Annotated in this window: 14 protein-coding genes; 7 read left to right on the forward strand and 7 right to left on the reverse strand. The window is 68.9% G+C overall.

Translation table 11 applies throughout. From position 1 onward, the window contains the following. Positions 1 to 2 precede the first annotated feature (2 nt). Positions 3 to 260, forward strand: a complete 258-nt coding sequence (locus ACSVDM_RS05400; RefSeq protein ID WP_439263288.1) for a hypothetical protein — start codon at positions 3 to 5, stop codon at positions 258 to 260. Here the strand turns inward: ACSVDM_RS05400 and ACSVDM_RS05405 are convergent. Next, a complete protein-coding gene (locus ACSVDM_RS05405) occupies positions 257 to 2,773 on the reverse strand; it encodes a GmrSD restriction endonuclease domain-containing protein (protein WP_439263290.1) in 2,517 nt (838 codons plus the stop codon). The genes ACSVDM_RS05400 and ACSVDM_RS05405 overlap by 4 nt on opposite strands. 115 nt (positions 2,774 to 2,888) lie before the next feature. After that, the gene (locus tag ACSVDM_RS05410) at positions 2,889 to 3,884 is read right to left on the reverse strand and encodes a hypothetical protein (RefSeq protein WP_067642372.1); all 996 of its coding nucleotides are present in this window, start codon (positions 3,882 to 3,884) and stop codon (positions 2,889 to 2,891) included. A gap of 221 nt (positions 3,885 to 4,105) precedes the next feature. Here ACSVDM_RS05410 and ACSVDM_RS05415 point away from each other — a divergent pair, with 221 nt between their 5' ends. Next, positions 4,106 to 4,309 (forward strand): cold-shock protein, encoded by a 204-nt coding sequence (locus tag ACSVDM_RS05415; RefSeq protein ID WP_056821080.1) that lies wholly within the window; start codon positions 4,106 to 4,108, stop codon positions 4,307 to 4,309. 59 nt (positions 4,310 to 4,368) lie between these two features. Here the strand turns inward: ACSVDM_RS05415 and ACSVDM_RS05420 are convergent, their stop codons facing one another. The 3 genes from ACSVDM_RS05420 to ACSVDM_RS05430 all read right to left on the reverse strand — a co-directional run bounded on the left by ACSVDM_RS05420 (position 4,369) and on the right by ACSVDM_RS05430 (position 10,437). Further along, positions 4,369 to 7,380, reverse strand: coding sequence for a bifunctional [glutamine synthetase] adenylyltransferase/[glutamine synthetase]-adenylyl-L-tyrosine phosphorylase (locus ACSVDM_RS05420; protein WP_439263293.1), 3,012 nt, complete (start codon positions 7,378 to 7,380; stop codon positions 4,369 to 4,371). Between the two features lie 61 nt (positions 7,381 to 7,441). Continuing rightward, positions 7,442 to 8,782 carry a type I glutamate--ammonia ligase gene (gene glnA, locus ACSVDM_RS05425; RefSeq protein WP_067487327.1) on the reverse strand — a complete coding sequence of 447 codons (1,341 nt, stop codon included), beginning with the start codon at positions 8,780 to 8,782 and terminating at the stop codon, positions 7,442 to 7,444. 113 nt (positions 8,783 to 8,895) lie between these two features. Continuing rightward, positions 8,896 to 10,437, reverse strand: a complete 1,542-nt coding sequence (locus ACSVDM_RS05430; RefSeq protein ID WP_439263295.1) for an alpha/beta hydrolase — start codon at positions 10,435 to 10,437, stop codon at positions 8,896 to 8,898. A 203-nt stretch (positions 10,438 to 10,640) separates the two neighbouring features. On the opposite strand from ACSVDM_RS05430, the gene panB reads away from it, so the two are divergent. The 4 genes from panB (at position 10,641) to ACSVDM_RS05450 (ending at position 13,851) form a co-directional block, all read left to right on the forward strand. Next, the gene (panB, locus tag ACSVDM_RS05435; protein WP_357151621.1) at positions 10,641 to 11,498 is read left to right on the forward strand and encodes a 3-methyl-2-oxobutanoate hydroxymethyltransferase; all 858 of its coding nucleotides are present in this window, start codon (positions 10,641 to 10,643) and stop codon (positions 11,496 to 11,498) included. 107 nt (positions 11,499 to 11,605) lie between these two features. Then, complete coding sequence (locus ACSVDM_RS05440; RefSeq protein WP_439263297.1) at positions 11,606 to 12,037, forward strand: hypothetical protein; 432 nt, start codon at positions 11,606 to 11,608, stop codon at positions 12,035 to 12,037. Continuing rightward, positions 12,037 to 12,999 (forward strand): prolyl aminopeptidase, encoded by a 963-nt coding sequence (gene pip / locus ACSVDM_RS05445; RefSeq protein WP_439263299.1) that lies wholly within the window; start codon positions 12,037 to 12,039, stop codon positions 12,997 to 12,999. The genes ACSVDM_RS05440 and pip overlap by 1 nt, the downstream gene beginning before the upstream one ends. Before the next feature lie 3 nt (positions 13,000 to 13,002). Then, positions 13,003 to 13,851 carry a CHAD domain-containing protein gene (locus ACSVDM_RS05450; RefSeq protein WP_439263301.1) on the forward strand — a complete coding sequence of 283 codons (849 nt, stop codon included), beginning with the start codon at positions 13,003 to 13,005 and terminating at the stop codon, positions 13,849 to 13,851. A gap of 156 nt (positions 13,852 to 14,007) precedes the next feature. Here ACSVDM_RS05450 and ACSVDM_RS05455 read toward each other — a convergent pair whose 3' ends face one another. Both ACSVDM_RS05455 and ACSVDM_RS05460 read right to left on the reverse strand, forming a co-directional pair. Continuing rightward, positions 14,008 to 15,465 carry an RNB domain-containing ribonuclease gene (locus ACSVDM_RS05455; protein WP_439263303.1) on the reverse strand — a complete coding sequence of 486 codons (1,458 nt, stop codon included), beginning with the start codon at positions 15,463 to 15,465 and terminating at the stop codon, positions 14,008 to 14,010. A gap of 19 nt (positions 15,466 to 15,484) precedes the next feature. Further along, the gene (locus ACSVDM_RS05460; RefSeq protein ID WP_439263305.1) at positions 15,485 to 15,817 is read right to left on the reverse strand and encodes a hypothetical protein; all 333 of its coding nucleotides are present in this window, start codon (positions 15,815 to 15,817) and stop codon (positions 15,485 to 15,487) included. 394 nt (positions 15,818 to 16,211) lie between these two features. On the opposite strand from ACSVDM_RS05460, the gene ACSVDM_RS05465 reads away from it, so the two are divergent. Continuing rightward, positions 16,212 to 16,574 (forward strand): hypothetical protein, encoded by a 363-nt coding sequence (locus ACSVDM_RS05465; RefSeq protein ID WP_439263307.1) that lies wholly within the window; start codon positions 16,212 to 16,214, stop codon positions 16,572 to 16,574. The last annotated feature ends 42 nt before the right edge of the window (positions 16,575 to 16,616 follow it).

The following is a 16,616-nucleotide window of genomic DNA, read 5'->3' on the forward strand; positions in this document are numbered from 1 at the left end:
CCGTGTACATCGAACAATTCAGTGCCGCCGGGCAGCTCACCGAGCAAGCGGTCGAGAACCTGATGACCGTCGCGACGAACCGCACCCCAGCGATCACGGTGACCGTCGGTACCCGGACCGTTCAGCTGCCGGTCCTGCCCGTCTGCTGGCCGGAACTCGACGTCCGCGCGGGCACTCCGATCACCGTGGAAACGGCCGACCCCGATGCCCTGCGCGAGTTCGTCACAACCTTCCAGCGCGTGACCGGCGCACCGGACTAGAGCGGCATGCCCGCTTCGATCCAGTTGTAGGCCTGGATCTTTCGCGACGCCGGATCGTTGACGACCTGGTTGATGAGGTCGTTGATCTGATCGGTCGACAGCGGATAACCGTAGTGTTCGGCCGCACCCGCCGAGGCCCAGAGCGAAGCGAACAGGCCCGGCCCGCCCAGGATGTGGGTGAGCGCGTTGGCCACCTCGTCGACGGTATCGATGACGCCGTGCACCAGGGCGATCGCGATGTCCTCGTCGCCGGGGACCGCACCCGGCGCCAGCGCACCGGACTCGACCGCCCGCGCGGCGAGCCACTCACGCGGGATCAACGGGTTGGGGCCGATGGCGTCGCCGAGGTAGTAGCGCCACTCACCGGGATTGCCCTGGTCGAAGGCGTGGATGTAGAAGGTGCGCGTAAGCGCCCAGAGCGCGATGTAGCGCAACGCGACCTGTTCGGGGCTCAGTTCCACCACCTCGGGACCGCTCGCCCGGTCCTGCTCGAGCAGCGCCCACGAGTAGGTGAACCAGACCAGTTCGGAATTGCCGACCCAGGTGGCGGGCAGCCGTTCGGCCAGCGCGGCCACATCGGCGGCGGGGCCGTCGAAGCCGGGAGCGCCGGACGCCTCGGCACGCAGGTTCTCCACGTAGCCGCGCAGGGCGTCGACGGAGGTGAACACCGCGTAGCCCAGCTGGGAGAAGCGGGTGAGGTCGGCATCGGCCGGTTCGAGCAGCAGCACCACGGGCATCCCGACGCCGGGCTGCAGGCCCTCGGGCCAGAACGCCTCCGCCACCGCGAGTTCGCGGCCGGTGATGGGGTCGGAGACCTCGCTGTCGAGCAGCGGGAAACCGAATCCGTCGGCGACGAGGTCCTCCACGAGGGCGTTCACCTGGTCGACGGCCGGGTCGCCGACCGTGACACCGGCGACGCCGACCGTCAGCAGCGTCGGCCGGTGCAGGTTGCCCGTGCGCAGCTTCTCCAGGAACGTATCGGCCGCCCGCGAGAGCTGCATGCGTCGCGCACGCAGGAATTCGCGATAGTTCTCCACCCGCCAGAGGTTGGGGTCGGTGGGGATCCACTGCGAGGCGAGGACTCCTGGGTTGCGCCGCTCCATCTCCGCGAAGTAGTCGGCCGGTTCGCGCTCGCCCACTTCGGCTTCCGAGCCGGGACTCAGGAAGCAGAAGTTGGCGATCGCGTTGATCTCGTTGCGTTCGTAGCCGTATTCGCGCAGCAGGGTTTTGGGGAACAGGTAGTGCACCTGCACCGGGGTGCGGTCGCCGAACTGTTCGATGCCGAGTTCGGTTCCGGTGCCGAGATCACGCGAACCGTCCACGCGGGTGAGCAGGTACAGCAGCGGGTAGAAACGCGAACCGCGGGTGGCGCCGGCGAAGTCGTCGGCACACAGGTCGAGCGAGCCGCCGCGCAGGCGTTCCAGGGAGGCGATCAGCGCGTCGATACCACCGCGTTCGAGGGTGTCGTAGTCCTGCTGCAGGAAAGTCTCGGTCGACCCGCTGAAGCGGCCCCACAGCGCCGAATGGATGTACCAGTACAGCACCCGGTCGCGGTGCAGGTCGTTGTCGAACCGCCCGCCGTTGAGGAAAAGCAGCCGGGTGATGACCGGAATCGCGTAGCGCCCCATCAGGACTCGGTCGTGGTCGAGGCCGAGCCTGCCCGCGACGGTGTCGAGGAAGGTGTCGACCTGGCGCGCCGACTCGCTCAGCGCCAGCTCGAATTCGGCGGGCTCGAGGTCGCCGAGCGCGTCGAAATGCGAGCGGCCGTTGCCGACCGCGATCACATTGCGCAGCAGCCAGTCGAGGGTGAAGGTGTAGCCGTCCTTGTCCCAGCGGATCAGGTGATCGCGCAGGTTGCCGCGCGCCTGCGGCCACTGGGCGCACAGGGTGGCCAGCGCCAGGTCGCCCTTGGAGAGTTTAGTGCCGCCGGAGTTCACCCGGTTGAAGATGTCGACCACCTCGTCGACCGTGCGGTCCGAGCCGGTGATGGTCTCGACATTGAACTCGCGGTGGGTGATCTCGCGCAGCTTGTTCAACCGGTCCAGGTACAGCGCCAGCGTTTCCGGCGACTCGTCGGGGAAACGGGACATGTAGTGCATCGGGCCGAGCGCGAAGAGTTCGGTGACATCGATCCACGCCGGACTGATGTCTCGGCCGGGCACCTGGAACTCGAAAAGCTCACGCTCGACATCGAAATGGAGACCGGTGAACGCGACGGCGTCGCCTTCGAAGAACGACGGCGCCTTCCCGCACACGATGCCGTAGAGGGTGGTGATGCGCTGCTGGCCGTCGAGCAGCAGCTGCCGCAGGCCCGAGCCGGCGGCCGTGCCGCGCACCGCGATGTCGTCGGATCCCGTCTCCCACACCAGCAAGCCACCGACCGGGTAACCCAGGTACAGCGACCGCATGAGCCCACGCACCTGATCGCGGTTCCACACGTACCCGCGCTGGAACTCCGGCAGCAGCACGGCCCCGGAATCGATCTGGTCGAGCAGGGTGGACAGACGTGTCACGACAGCCTTTCGATCGCGTTCCTCCTAGCGGCGAACCGCCCCATCGTCGCACGGATCGTACCGACAGGCTCCGACATCCCAGCGCCCGAACAGGACTGGCGGGTCGAGTGCCGCGCTACCCGGTCCCGGCCACCGCGGCACGGAACTCCGCCGAGGCGTAGAACGGTGCGAGCCTGCGTCGCAACAGTGCGTCGAGATAGCCGCGTTCGTCGAGCTTTTCGAGCACCGACGGGCCGAAACGCAGTGCCTCCTCCATGATGTCGGCGCGGCTCACGCCGAGCTCGGCCAGGAGTTCGGTGAGCGCGGTGTCGCCGTACTTGTCGAAGACGTGGTCGATGCCCTCGTCGAGCAGCGCGTGGAAGTAGTCGGTGTCGCGGAAGGAGCGCCAGAACTCGAAGGCGAGCACGACGATGTCCTCGACGTCGTCGGCCGAGACCACCTCGCGGAACGTGCCGACCGAATCGCCGACGTGCTTGCGCCAGGTCTCGCGGGCGGTGTCGATGAGCACCTCGTCGGCGTCGTTGCTGTTGCCGCGCAACACGAATCGGGCACCGGTGCGGGTGATGCGGCCGACACCGTTCTCGATCACCGGCATCGCCGGCTCGGCCAGTCGCGACAGCGCGCCGCGCAGCGAGGCGGCCAGCCCGCCGCCTTCCACGTGGCGCCCGTCGTCGACCGCGGTCACCACCGCGCGCTGCACGGCCTCCACGCAGGCATCGACGGTGACGGGGCTGTTCAGCACCATGCGCAGCAGCCGGTGCGTCACCTCCATGCCCGCGATCGCGTCGACGAGGTCGTCGAAGTGGCGGGTGTCGACCACCTCGCCGACTTCCATCTCGTCGTTGACGCGATGGTTGTACAACCGCGCGGCCACCTCACCCACGAGTTCGGGGATGGCGCCCTCGACGGGGAACTGCACCGCGTACTTGTGCGCGACGGCCTTGATCTGCTCGCGGGTGACGGCCTCGGCCAGAGTGAGCACGTCGGCCTCGGCGAGCGCGCCGTCCACCTCCTCGGTGATCAGTTCGAGAAAGCCGGCGGGATCGCGCAGCCGCCGCTTCTCGAAGGCCACGTGTGCGTCGAGTACCCGCATGGCGAGGTCGATGTCCATGGTGCCCAGATTGGCACACTTCGCGGCGGCGGGTGAGCGGGGCCGAAGGATGCCCGAAACCGCGTGCGACACGCCCGGGGATTTCCGCAGACTCCGCCCATACGGTGGTGTGATGCGGTTGGATGCGCGGTTTGCTGACGAGTGTGGCATACTTGGACGCTGAGACTGGGCTGATCGCAAGTGATCGCCGTGGCTCACCTACGGAAAAGACTTTTAAAAACATGACTCAAGGCACTGTTAAGTGGTTCAACGGCGAAAAGGGCTTCGGCTTCATCGCCCAAGACGGAGGCGGCCCCGACGTCTTCGTGCATTACTCGGCCATCGGCGGCTCGGGCTTCAAGTCGCTCGAAGAGGGCCAGCGCGTGGAGTTCGAGGTCGGTCAGGGCCAGAAGGGCCCCCAGGCTCAGGACGTCCGCGCCATCTGATTTCGGCGTGATGCTGTAGAAAGGCCCCGCACCACTGGAGCGGGGCCTTTCTCATGTCCTCACACCCCGAAGACCCGCTCGACGACGGCCCTGGCCCGGCGCGTGATGCGCAGGTAGTTGTCGAGGAATTCGCTGCCGTCGTCGTTGGGCCAGCCGGCCACGCGCGCCACCGCCGACAGCAGCCGGCCGGGACCGGGCAGCTGATCGGTCGGCTTGCCCTTCACCAGCACGAGCGCGTTGCGGGCCGCCGTCGCCGTGAGCCACGATTCCCGCAGCAGCGCAACGTCTTCCGGCTCGAGGATGCCCTCGGCCTCGATCACGTCGAGCGACTGCAGTGTCGAGGTGTTGTGCAGGGCGGGCACCTCGTGGGCGTGCCGCAACTGCAGCAGTTGCACCGTCCACTCGATGTCGGCCAGGCCACCGCGACCGAGTTTGGTGTGGGTGGCGGGGTTGGCGCCACGCGGCAGCCGCTCGGAATCCACGCGCGCCTTGATCCGGCGGATCTCGCGCACCGCCTCGGGCGACACACCGCCCGCCGGGTAGCGCACCGGGTCGATGACGTGCAGGAACCGCACACCGAGGTCCTGATCCCCCGCCACCTGGTGTGCGCGCAGCAGCGCCTGCACCTCCCACGACTGGGCCCACTGGGCGTAGTAGGCCTGATAGGCCGCGAGCGTGCGAACCAGGGCGCCTTGACGACCCTCGGGGCGCAGGCCCGCGTCGACCTGCAGCGGCGGGTCGACACTCGGGGCCCCGAGCAGCCGCTGCACGTTCTCGGCGACATTGGTCGCCCATTTCACCGCGGTCGTCTCGTCTTCGCCGGGCCGCGGATCGCACACGAACAGCACGTCGGCGTCGGAGCCATAGCCGAGTTCCTTGCCGCCGAGCCTGCCCATGCCGATCACCGCGATGTCGGCGGGCGCCGGGGCGCCACGCTCGGCTTCCGAGGCCCGGATGACCGCGCTGAGCGCCGCCTCGAGCACCGCCACCCACACCGACGACAGCGCCGCGCACACCTGCGGCACATCGAGCATGCCGAGCAGGTCGGCCGAGGCGACCCGGGCCAGTTCGTGCCTGCGCAGCGAACGAGCCGCCGCCACAGCGCGTTTCGGGTCGTCGTAGCGGGCGGCGGCGGTCTGGATGCCGCGCGCCACGTCCTCGGGTTGCGGTCCGAGCAGCTGTGGTCCGCCGGGACCGTCGGCGTACATGCGGATGGTCTCGGGCGCGTTGATGAGCAGATCGGGCAGGTACTCCGAGGAGCCGAGCACGATCATCAACCGCTGGGCGATGGCGCCCTCGTCGCGCAGTTCGCGCAGGAACCAGATCTGGTCGTCGAGGCCCTCCGACACCCGGCGGTACGCGAGCAGGCCCGCATCGGGATTCGGTGTGTCACCGAGCCATTCGAGCAGGGTCGGCAGCAGCAGCGCCTGGATGCGGCCCTTGCGCGAGACTCCACCGGTGAGCGCCTTGAGGTGACCGAGCGCGTTCTCCGGGGCGGCGTAGCCGAGGGCGGCGAGCTGGCGCACGGCGGCGTCGGGGCTCAGGCGAAGCGCGTCGGAATCCATCCGGGCCACCGCGTCGAGCAGCGGCCGGTAGAACAGCTTGGCGTGCAGGCGGCGCACCCGCACCGCGTTGCGGCGGATCTCGGTGTCGAGCACGCCGACCGCGTCCTGGCGGCCGTCGGGCCGGATGTGGGCGGCGCGCGCCAGCCAGCGCATGCCTTCCTCGTCGTCGGCGGCGGGCAGGGTGTGTGTTCGTTTCAGCCGTTGCAGCTGCAGGCGGTGCTCGAGCAGGCGCAGGAACTCGTAGGAGGCGGTGAGGTTGGCGGCGTCGTCGCGGCCGATGTAGCCGCCCGCCGCGAGCGCGGTGAGCGCCTCGACGGTATTGGTGACGTGCAGCGAGTCGTCGACCCGCCCGTGCACCAATTGCAGTAGCTGCACAGCGAATTCGACGTCGCGCAGGCTGCCCGCGCCGAGTTTGAGTTCGCGTTCGCGCAGGTCGGCGGGCACCAGGTCTTCCACCCGGCGGCGCATGGCCTGCACGTCGGCGACGAAGTCGGGGCGTTCGGAGGCGGCCCACACCATCGGCATGAGCGCGTCGCGGTACTGCTGTCCGAGTTCGAGATCGCCGGTCATCGGGCGGTTCTTCAGCAGGGCCTGGAACTCCCAGGTGCGGGCCCAGCGCTTGTAGTAGGCCAGGTGCGAATCGAGGGTGCGCACCAGCGCACCGGCCTTGCCCTCGGGGCGAAGCGCGGCGTCGACTTCGAAGAAGGCCGAGCTCGCGACACTCATCATCTCGGCGGCCAAGCGCGTGGCGGTGGCGTCGGCCGGCTCGGCGACGAAGACCACGTCCACATCGCTGACGTAATTCAGTTCGCGCGCACCGCATTTGCCCATCGCGATCACCGCGAGCCGCACGGGAACCTCGCCGTTCTTGCAGACCCGCGCCACCGACACCGACAGGGCGGCGGTGAGCGCGGCGTCGGCCAGATCCGACAGGTGCCTGCCGACCACCTGATACGGCGGCACCGGTTCGTTCTCGACGGTGGAGGCCAGGTCGATCGCGGCGAGGAGCATGAGCTGATCGCGATACCGGTCGCGCAGCAACGCGATCGACTCCGGACCGGAGATACCGGCCCGGAACAGCATGGGTCCCGCGTTGGGGCCGGTCTCGGGTTTCGCGTCGACGGCGTCGAGCAGGTCGGCGATCAGTTCGTCGCGATCCGGAAGCCGACCGGCGCGCAGCACTTTCCAGCGCTGCGGTACGGCGACAAGGTGGTCGCCGAAAGCCGTCGAGGAACCGAGCAACGCGAACAGCCTGCCGCGCAGCGTGGTTTCGGAGCGAATCGCCGAATCCAGTTCGCCCCACTCGTTTCCGAGCGCCTCACGCAACCGCACCAGCGTGGACAGGGCCAGATCGGCGTCGGGCGAACGTGACAGCGCCCAGAGCACGGGCACGCCGTCGACATTGTCCCAGCCGAGCTGGTGCAGGGAGTCCGCCGCGGTGGGTTCCAGTAACCCGAGCCGACCTACGCCGGGAACAGCGGAGCGGGCAGTCGGTGGCCGAACCATGCGTCAAAACTTACATGGTCCGGGCAACGACAGCGTCACGCCGGATCCCCCGGCTCAGGAATTACAGGCTGAGGTATTCCTTGAGCTCCCAGGGGGTGACCTGGCTGCGGTAGTCGGCCCATTCGCGGCGCTTGTTGCGCAGGAAGAAGTCGAAGACGTGCTCGCCGAGGGTCTCGGCGACCAGCTCCGAGCGCTCCATCGCCTGCAGTGCCTCGTCGAGGGTGCCCGGCAGCGAGCGGAAGCCCATCGCGCGGCGCTCGGCGTCGGTCAGCGACCACACGTCGTCCTCGGCCTCGGGCGGCAGGTTGTACCCCTTCTCGATGCCGCGCAGACCGGCCGCGAGCAGCACCGCGAAGGTGAGATACGGGTTGCAGGCCGAATCGGGGCTGCGGATCTCGACGCGCCGCGACGACGACTTGTTCGGCGTGTACATCGGCACGCGGACCAGCGCCGAGCGGTTCGAACGGCCCCAGGACGCGGCCGTGGGGGCCTCGCCACCGTGGATGAGGCGCTTGTAGGAGTTGACCCACTGGTTGGTGATCGCGCTGATCTCCGGGGCGTGCTCGAGGATGCCCGCGATGAACGAGCGAGCGGTGCTCGACAGGTTGTTCGGGTCGTCCGGATCGGCGAAGGCGTTGGACTCGCCCTCGAACAGGCTCATGTGGGTGTGCATGGCCGAACCGGGGTACTGGGAGAACGGCTTGGGCATGAACGTCGCGCGCACACCCTCGTCGATCGCCACCTCCTTGATGAGGTAGCGGAAGGTCATCACGTTGTCGGCCATCGATAGCGCGTCGGCGTAGCGTAGGTCGATTTCCTGCTGACCGGGCGCGCCCTCGTGGTGGCTGAACTCCACGGAGATGCCCATCGACTCGAGCGCGTCGATGGCGTGGCGGCGGAAGTTGGGGGCCGAGTCGTGCACGGCCTGGTCGAAGAAGCCGCCGTTGTCGGCGGGCATCGGCTGGTAGCCGTCCTTGAGCTGGTTCTCCAGCAGGAAGAACTCGATCTCGGGATGCACATAGCAGCTGAAGCCCACATCGGCGGCCTTGTTCAGCTGACGGCGCAGCACGTGGCGCGGATCGGCCCACGACGGCGAACCGTCGGGCATGGTGATGTCGCAGAACATGCGCGCCGAATGCTGGTGGCCCTTGGAGCTGGCCCAGGGCAGCACCTGGAAGGTCGACGGATCGGGCCGGGCGACCATGTCCGCCTCGGACACACGCGCGAAGCCTTCGATGGCCGAGCCGTCGAAACCGATGCCCTCCTCGAAGGCGCCTTCGAGCTCGGCGGGGGCGATGGCGACGGACTTGAGGTAGCCCAGCACATCGGTGAACCAGAGACGTACGAAGCGGATGTCCCGCTCTTCGAGCGTCCGCAGCACGAATTCCTTCTGGCGATCCATACGGCGAGCGTAGGCACCTGGCGTTAAATCCGTGTTACATACGCCGACTCGTTTGCTATCACGTCACATCGTCCGCACTTCTCACCTGGCGTGACCGGGCGGTGTGCGCGGTCTCACCCGCCGCAGGTGAGTCCGGGCGCGGGCGTGGCGAGTTCGGTGAGGTAGGCGATGACGGCGTCGTCGAGGCATCGGTCACCGGCGACGAGGGCGGCGGTGTGCCGGTTGCCCCGGAAGGTGACGAGCGCGGCGCCGAGCTGCTCGGCCAGGTCGACACCGGCCTGGTACGGGGTGGCCGGGTCCTCGGTGGTGGACACGACGACGATCTTCGCCACGCCGGGCGCCGATATCCGGTGCGGTTCGCTCGTGTTGGGCACCGGCCAGGACGCGCACAGTTCCAGCGGGGCGGCGCCGGTGCCCTTGCCGTCGTCGAGAAATGGTGCGGCCCTGCGGTATTCGGCGTCCTGACGGGCAACGACGGCGGGGTCGGTGATGCGCGGGTCGTCGACGCAGCGGATGGCGTTGAACGCGTCCTGGGTGTTGGCGTAGGTGCCGTCGGCCCGGCGGCCGTCGTAGAGGTCGGCCAGTTGCAGCATGGTGTCGCCCGTGCCGCCCTGCAGCTCGGTGAGGCCCCGGGTGAGCAGGGGCCACATCTCGTCGCTGTAGAGGGCCTGCTGGACGCCGGTGATGGCGTCGTTGTAGCTCAGGCCACGCGGATCCTCGGTGCGGGCCGGCGCGGCTTGCAGCGGGTCGACGAGTTGCCGAAACCGGGCGACGGCGCCTGCCGGGTCGGTGCCGAGCGGGCAGTCGGCGCTGTTCGCGCAGTCGGCGGCGTAGGCGTCGAACACGCCCTGGAAGCCCGCCGCCTGGCGCAGCGATTCCTGCACCGGCTCCTGGGAGGAGTCGACGGCGCCGTCGAGGACCATCGCGCGCACGTTCTGCGGGTACTTCTCGGCGTAGGCGGCACCGAGGCGGGTGCCGTAGGAGTAGCCGAGGTAGGTCAGTTTCGCGTCACCGAGGGCCGAGCGCAGCACGTCCATGTCCTGGACGACCTCGCGGGTGCCGACATGGCCGAGCAGGTCGAGGCCCGAGCGCTCGGCGCAACGACCGGCGTATTCGCGGTTCTCGGCCTCGGCCTCGGCGATGCCCGCCGGGGTGTTGTCGGTGGGCGGTTCGGCGCGCTCGGCATCGGCTTCGGGCGGGGTCAGGCAGACGATCGCGGGCAGCGAGGAGCCGACGCCGCGCGGATCGAAACCGATCCGATCGAACCGTTCGGCCAGCTCGGTGCGGTGCCCGACGGTGACCATCGACAGCCCGGAGACGCCTGGGCCGCCCGGGTTCATCAGCAGCGACCCGATCTTGTCTCCCCTGGCCGGGATGCGCGACAACGCGATCTGGGCGGTCGGACCGTCGGGCCGGGCGTAATCGATCGGCACGGTGACGCGCGCGCACTGGGTGCTCGGTGGCAGCCGTTCCTCCGGGCTGCCGAACTCCTCGCAGGAACCCCAGTCGATGCGCTGTTCGTAGAAATTGTTCAGCCCGGGGGGTGACGGCGGCAGCGGAGTGGGCGGGGTGGCGCTGTCGCTGTCGGTTGCGCATCCGGTGGCGACCAGCGCGCAGATCGCGCCGAGAACAACGACGAGCCTGCCTCGCTGCACAGTTGGCCAACCTTTCCGCGCCGGGCGGCGCAACACGACGCACCCGAACGGGCTCGCCATCACGGTAACCGAAGCGCGGGTGTGACCGATCCCACCGGCCACGCCCTTAAAACGGTTCGGGGCGAGGTGGCACACTGGATGCGTCAGAAAAACCCGGGGACCCGCTACGGGCCTCGAGGAACCAGACGAAAGTAGGGACGATGATGTCCGTATCCGATGAGCAGAGCCCTGCCTACGGTGCCGCTCCCGCTACCACCCCCAAGCCTCGCCGCAAGACCCGCGTCCAGCATCTGCAGCAGATGAAGGCCGAGGGTGAGCGCTGGTCGATGCTGACCGCCTACGACTACTCCTCGGCCCGCCTGTTCGAAGAGGCGGGCATCCCTGTCCTGCTGGTCGGCGATTCCGCCGCCAACGTCGTGTACGGCTACGACACCACCGTGCCGATCACCGTGGACGAGCTGATCCCGCTGGTCCGTGGCGTGGTGCGCGGTGCGCCGAACGCCCTGGTGGTCGCCGACCTGCCGTTCGGCACCTACGAGTCCTCGCCTCAGCAGGCGCTGGCCACCGCCACCCGTTTCATGAAGGAGGGCGGCGCGCACGCGGTGAAGCTGGAGGGCGGCGAGCGGGTCGCCGAGCAGATCGCGCTCATCACCGCCGCGGGCATTCCCGTGATGGCCCACATCGGTTTCACCCCGCAGAGCGTGAACACGCTCGGCGGTTTCCGGGTACAGGGTCGCGGCGACGGTGCCGAGCAGCTCGTCGCCGACGCCATCGCAGTGCAGGAGGCCGGTGCCTTCTCCGTGGTGATGGAGATGGTGCCCGCCGAGCTGGCCGGGCAGGTCACCCGCAAGCTGACCATCCCGACCGTCGGAATCGGCGCGGGCGCCGATTGTGATGCCCAGGTGCTGGTCTGGCAGGACATGGCGGGCTACACCAGTGGCAAGACCGCCAAGTTCGTGAAGCGGTTCGGCAATGTGGGCGACGAATTGCGTTCCGCCGCAGCGGCTTACGCCGACGAGGTGCGTCAGGGCACCTTCCCGGGACCCGAACACAGCTTCTGATCCGCACGCGTCCGGCCCCGTCACCCGGCGGGGTCGGGCAGCGGCGCGGCGGACGGCGAGATGGCAGACTCGGAGTCGAAACAGCCGACTCGAAGAGGTACTTACGCATGCATCGCCGATGGAAGACCAGTCCCGGGCTCGTTGTCACCGGTGTCCTCGCCGTCGTGACCCTGACGGCCTGTGGCGGTGCGGAAGTCACCCCGAGCGGGTCCGCCACGACCACGACCGCCGGTGCCACCACCACCAAGACCGCGACGCCGAGCACCACGCTGGAGATCAGCGACTCCTCGGCGAACCAGTTGTGCGACATGATCCGCCCTGAGCTGTCTAACTTCCGGGTGCAGGGCCCGACGCTCGGCCGGCTCGCGCTGAACACGATGGTGCACGAGTGGGCGCTGCGCAACGGCGGCATCAACGGGCACGTGCTGGCCGACAAGGCGATGATCGACCGGGTGACGACCGAGGCCTGCCCCGATGTGCGCACCGAAACGCTCACCGCCCTCGACCTGCCGAACCTCGCCGCGGGATTGGCGTTCTGATGCGCACCCTGTACCCGGAGATCGAACCGTTCGACAAAGGTCTTCTCGACGTCGGCGACGGCCAGTCGGTGTACTGGGAGGTCAGCGGCAACCCCGACGGCAAGCCGGTGGTGTTCGTGCACGGCGGACCCGGCGGCGGCACCGGTCCGCTGCAACGCCGGTTCTTCGATCCGGCGGTGTACCGGATCGTGTTGTTCGATCAGCGCGGGTGCGGAAAGTCGGTGCCGCACATCGCCGACGGGGCGAGCCTCGAGTTCAACACCACACCGCACCTGATCGCCGACATGGAGGCACTGCGCGAGCACCTCGGTGTCGAACGCTGGCAGGTGTTCGGCGGGTCGTGGGGTTCCACCCTCGGCCTCGCCTACGCCCAGGCGCATCCGCAGCGGGTCACCGAACTGGTGTTGCGCGGCATCTTCCTGTTACGGCGCAGGGAGATCGACTGGTACTACAACGGCGCGGCGGGCAACATCTACCCCGCCGAGTGGGCGAAGTTCCTGGCACCGGTGCCACCCGAGGAGCGCGGGGACGACCTCGTCGAGGTGTATCACCGGCTGCTGCATTCGCCGGATCCGGAGGTGGCACTCGGTGCCGCCGTCGCCTGGTCGACGTGGGAAGGCGCCACGAGTTCGCTACTGCCGCACCCGGATCGGGTCGCCGAGACCGGTGAGCCACGATTCGCTCTCGCCTTCGCCCGCATCGAAAACCACTATTTCCGGCACGGCGGATTCCTCGACGAGGGACAGTTGCTGCGTGACATCCATCGGATCGCCGACATCCCCGGAGTGATCGTGCAGGGCCGCCACGACGTGGTGTGCCCCGCGGTGAGCGCCTGGGAACTGCACAACGCCTGGCCCGGCTCCACCCTGCACATCGTCGAGGACGCCGCGCACACCGCGCACGAACCCGGCATCACCCATCACCTGGTGGAGGCGACCGACCTGTTCGGGAAGCGAGGCTGACCCATGGCGATCGAAGCCGGACCCGCCGTCGTCGCGGCACTACGCGAGGACATCGACCGGCTGCTCGCCGCCGAACCCGATGTCCGCGCCGACGCCGAGGACTCGGTGCACCAGATGCGAGTGGCCACCCGCCGGTTGCGCAGCGTATTGCGTTCCTACCGCAAGCTTTTCGACAGCGACGCCGCCGCCGAGACGGTGACCGAGCTGAAGTGGCTCGCGGAACTGCTCGGGGTGGCCCGTGACGCGGAGGTCCGAGGTGAGCGGTTCGCGAAACTGCTAGACGGGTTCGGCGAGGTGCCCGCCGAGGTCACCCGCCGCCTCGTCGGCGCCGCCAACGACGCCTACGCCGAGGCCCACGTCGAGATCCTCACCGCCCTCGACGGTGAGCGGTACGCGGCCCTGCGCGAGGTGCTCACCACGTGGCGCACCGATCCCCCGCTCGACGATTCCCTCGCCGGCGACGACGCGGACGACGTGTTCGCGCGCGTGCTCGGCCGCGACCGCAAACGCCTGCGCAAACTGGTCTTCGCCGAGCCGACCGCCACCCCCGCCGACCGGGTGGAACTGCTGCACGACATCCGCAAGGGCGCCAAGCGTTTACGCTATTCCTGCGAAGCGGCGGGCGAGGTCCTCGGCACCGACGCCACCGACCTGGGCACCCGCGCCAAACGCCTGCAATCTGTCCTGGGCGACCACCGCGACGCCGTGGAATCCCGCGCAGCCATCCTCGCCGCCGCAGGCGATTCCACCGACGCCACCGTCTACGAACTCCTCGCCGACACCGAGGAGGCCGCGGCGGGCCGGGCCATCGCGGGTTATCCCGCTGCCGCGGCGTTCATCTCGACCGACTGACCACCGGCGAACCCGGCTGTCACGCACGACACCGGCCACGGCATGCCGAACTGACTGTCGACCGAAAGGGTGTGCCGCCGTGCAGGATCGATGCCCCATCGGTCGCAGCGGGTTCGCAAACGTCGGCAGCGCGTCGACCTCGACGCGCGCCGGGGCTCACTCGATGCCGGCGGGCTCGCCGTTCCCATCGGCGGAATAGGCGAATTCGATGGTTCTCGTCGCGGGATCGGCGGTGCGCAGGCGCACGGAGACCCGTTCGCCTTCCGGTGGCTTGCCCGCGCAGCGCGCCAGGATCGGGGGTTCGTCGACGAAGATCTCCGCGTCGCGGGAACCGTTGGCCTCGCGCAGGACCAGGGCGGCGAAGTCGGTGCCGACGCGGGGGCCGAGGATGGTGGCCTCGGTGAGGTCGACGCACGCGCGGTCGACCTTGTTGGCGAGTGAATCGGTGCGGCGCAGGGTTTCCGCGGCGGGCGCCAGGCCGTCGAGCACCCACTGCGGTACCTCGGTGCCCGCGCAGTGCGCCAGGCAGATCTCGGTGGTGAAGCGGTCGGCCAGGCGGCGCAGCGGGGCGGTGACGTGGGCGTAGGGGGCGCCGATGGCGCTGTGCGTGAGCTGGTCGGGAGTGGGGTCGTCGAGGTCGGCGAGCAGGGTGTAGCCGGCGCCGCGCAGCAGCGTGGTCGCCTCCGACATCAGGACCAGCCCGGCCGGGGTGTTGGGGTCGAGTTCTGCCAGCATGCGGCCGACCGGCAGGTCGTCGGGCCAGGCGATGCCGAGCGCGGCGGCGGTGCGACGCATCGAGGCGACGGCGGTGTCGGGCGGCGGCGGCATCGTGCGCAGCAGGCCGACCCGGCTTCCCTTGTGGTCGAGCATGATTCGTGCCGCGCACATACCGGTGAGCAGGGACACCTGCTCGTTCCAGTCGTCGGCGGCGGTGCGCGGTTCCAGGTCGAGGCGCCAGTTGTCGCCGTGGCGCACCACGTCCTGGGCAGGCAGGCGCAGCGAGATCGCGCCACGCTCGAGACCGGCCTCGATCCGCAGCCGACCGAATTCGGGCAGCGCGGCCAGCGAGGGGTGCAGTGTTCCGGCGTCGGCGGCGGCCTGGACCTGCTGGTAGTCGAAGCGTTCACGGGAGCGCACCAAGGCGCGCTCGACCGAAAAGCGAAGGAGCGCGGCGTCGTTGTCGAGTTCGATGGTCCACAACGCGACGGGCCGGTCGACACCGGGCAGAAGGCTCGCGGTCCCCTCCGACAGCACGGGCGGATGCAGCGGCACGGTGCCGTCGGGGAGATAGAAGGTCTGGCCGCGTGATTCGGATTCGCGGGCGAGAGCACCGCCGGGCACGATCACCGCGCCGAGATCGGCGATGGCGTAGTGCAGGGTGAAACCGGTGGCGGTGCGTTCGAGGTGCAGCGCCTGGTCCAGATCCATGGCGCTGGGTGGGTCGATGGTCACCAGCTCGAGGTCGGTGCGGTCCACCCGGGTGCCCGCGAACGCGTCGACCGCGTCGCGGGCCTCGGAGACAGCCTCGGCCGGATAGTCCGAGGCCAGCCCGAATTCGGAACGGATGGCGCCGAAATCGACCGGCGCCGAGACGATCCGTTGATGGAGTTCCATCCTGGCAGCGTAGCGAGTTCTACTGCAGTGCCAGCATGGTGCCGTTGAGCTGATCGAACGGGCCGTACACGGTGAAGGTGACCCGGCCACCCGGCACCGTCGACGACACGGCGGCCGCCGCGTCGAGCGCCTGACCGAACGAGGCCGCCGACGGATGCGGCAGACCGGCGACGGTCCTGCCGAACTTGTTCTGGTGCACCCAGGCGGTATCGGCGGGGCTCAGGTCGACCTGGACCCCGCCGGGCAGCGGGGTCACCGCGACCGCACCCGCCGAACCGGCACCCATCGAGGTGAGCACCGCGGCGGCTCCGGCGATCAATGCACCGGCGACAATGGAACGAACTACCCGCATGGAAATGTGACCTGCTTCCGCGATCGATGTGTTGAGCCCACACAACGGGCCCTGCCGACGGGCAACACTCTATGACCTCGCTCACGTTCCCGACGAGTTCCCGCGCATATTCACCGCCCCGTCGCGCGTCTCGCACGAATTGTTACTGTGGCGGCGGCACATCCGGCACCAGCCGGAAAGTGTTGCACCCACGTCGATAAATGGGAGTTCCGAGCGTATGTCGTCGCTGATTTACGATTACCTGTTGCCGATCCTCGGGCCTGACCAGGCCACCTACTGGGCCCAGGTGCTGATGATCAACCCCGCCTGACTCACCGCCTCACGAATCAACATGTCGCCTCCCGTTAACCTGACGGGAGGCGCCTTGTTTCCTGGGCCGCTAGCATCCCGCTGCGTGAGTAGAACTACCGCCGCCCTCGCGGCAGGCACCGCCGCCTTCGCCCTGCTTCTGACCGGTTGCGGCGAGGACTCGTCCACCGCCGCAGCCCCCGCAACCACCACCCCGGCCGTTCAGGTCGATCCCGGCAAGGCCGGCATGTTCGTGGTGAGCTATCGCAACGCTTTCCCGAAGCTGGCCGCAGGCCGTGACGACCTAGCGGTGAGCGGGGTGCTCAACCAGACGTGCTCCGACATCAAGGCGGGCAAGTCCGAGGCCGACACCATCGCCGGCATCGTCGAGAGCTCGACCAACGGCTCCGTCTCGGCCACCGAGCAGGAAGCGCGCGCGGTCTACGACATGGCCAAGCTGATGTGCTGAGTCCCCCGGACAGACGAGGCGGCGGTCCCGTGCGGGACCGCC

Source organism: Nocardia sp. JW2 (genome assembly GCF_051843015.1).
Classification (GTDB): Bacteria; Actinomycetota; Actinomycetes; order Mycobacteriales; family Mycobacteriaceae; genus Nocardia; species Nocardia coubleae.

Bases quoted from the DNA above. Each gene is read 5' to 3' on its own strand.
- ACSVDM_RS05455 (WP_439263303.1), bottom strand. From the start codon at position 15,465: ATGGAACTCCATCAACGGATCGTCTCGGCGCCGGTCGATTTCGGCGCC.
- panB (WP_357151621.1), top strand. From the start codon at position 10,641: ATGTCCGTATCCGATGAGCAGAGCCCTGCCTACGGTGCCGCTCCCGCT.
- ACSVDM_RS05460 (WP_439263305.1), bottom strand. From the start codon at position 15,817: ATGCGGGTAGTTCGTTCCATTGTCGCCGGTGCATTGATCGCCGGAGCC.
- glnA (WP_067487327.1), bottom strand. From the start codon at position 8,782: ATGGATCGCCAGAAGGAATTCGTGCTGCGGACGCTCGAAGAGCGGGAC.
- ACSVDM_RS05440 (WP_439263297.1), top strand. From the start codon at position 11,606: ATGCATCGCCGATGGAAGACCAGTCCCGGGCTCGTTGTCACCGGTGTC.
- ACSVDM_RS05420 (WP_439263293.1), bottom strand. From the start codon at position 7,380: ATGGTTCGGCCACCGACTGCCCGCTCCGCTGTTCCCGGCGTAGGTCGG.
- ACSVDM_RS05410 (WP_067642372.1), bottom strand. From the start codon at position 3,884: ATGGACATCGACCTCGCCATGCGGGTACTCGACGCACACGTGGCCTTC.
- ACSVDM_RS05415 (WP_056821080.1), top strand. From the start codon at position 4,106: ATGACTCAAGGCACTGTTAAGTGGTTCAACGGCGAAAAGGGCTTCGGC.
- ACSVDM_RS05450 (WP_439263301.1), top strand. From the start codon at position 13,003: ATGGCGATCGAAGCCGGACCCGCCGTCGTCGCGGCACTACGCGAGGAC.
- pip (WP_439263299.1), top strand. From the start codon at position 12,037: ATGCGCACCCTGTACCCGGAGATCGAACCGTTCGACAAAGGTCTTCTC.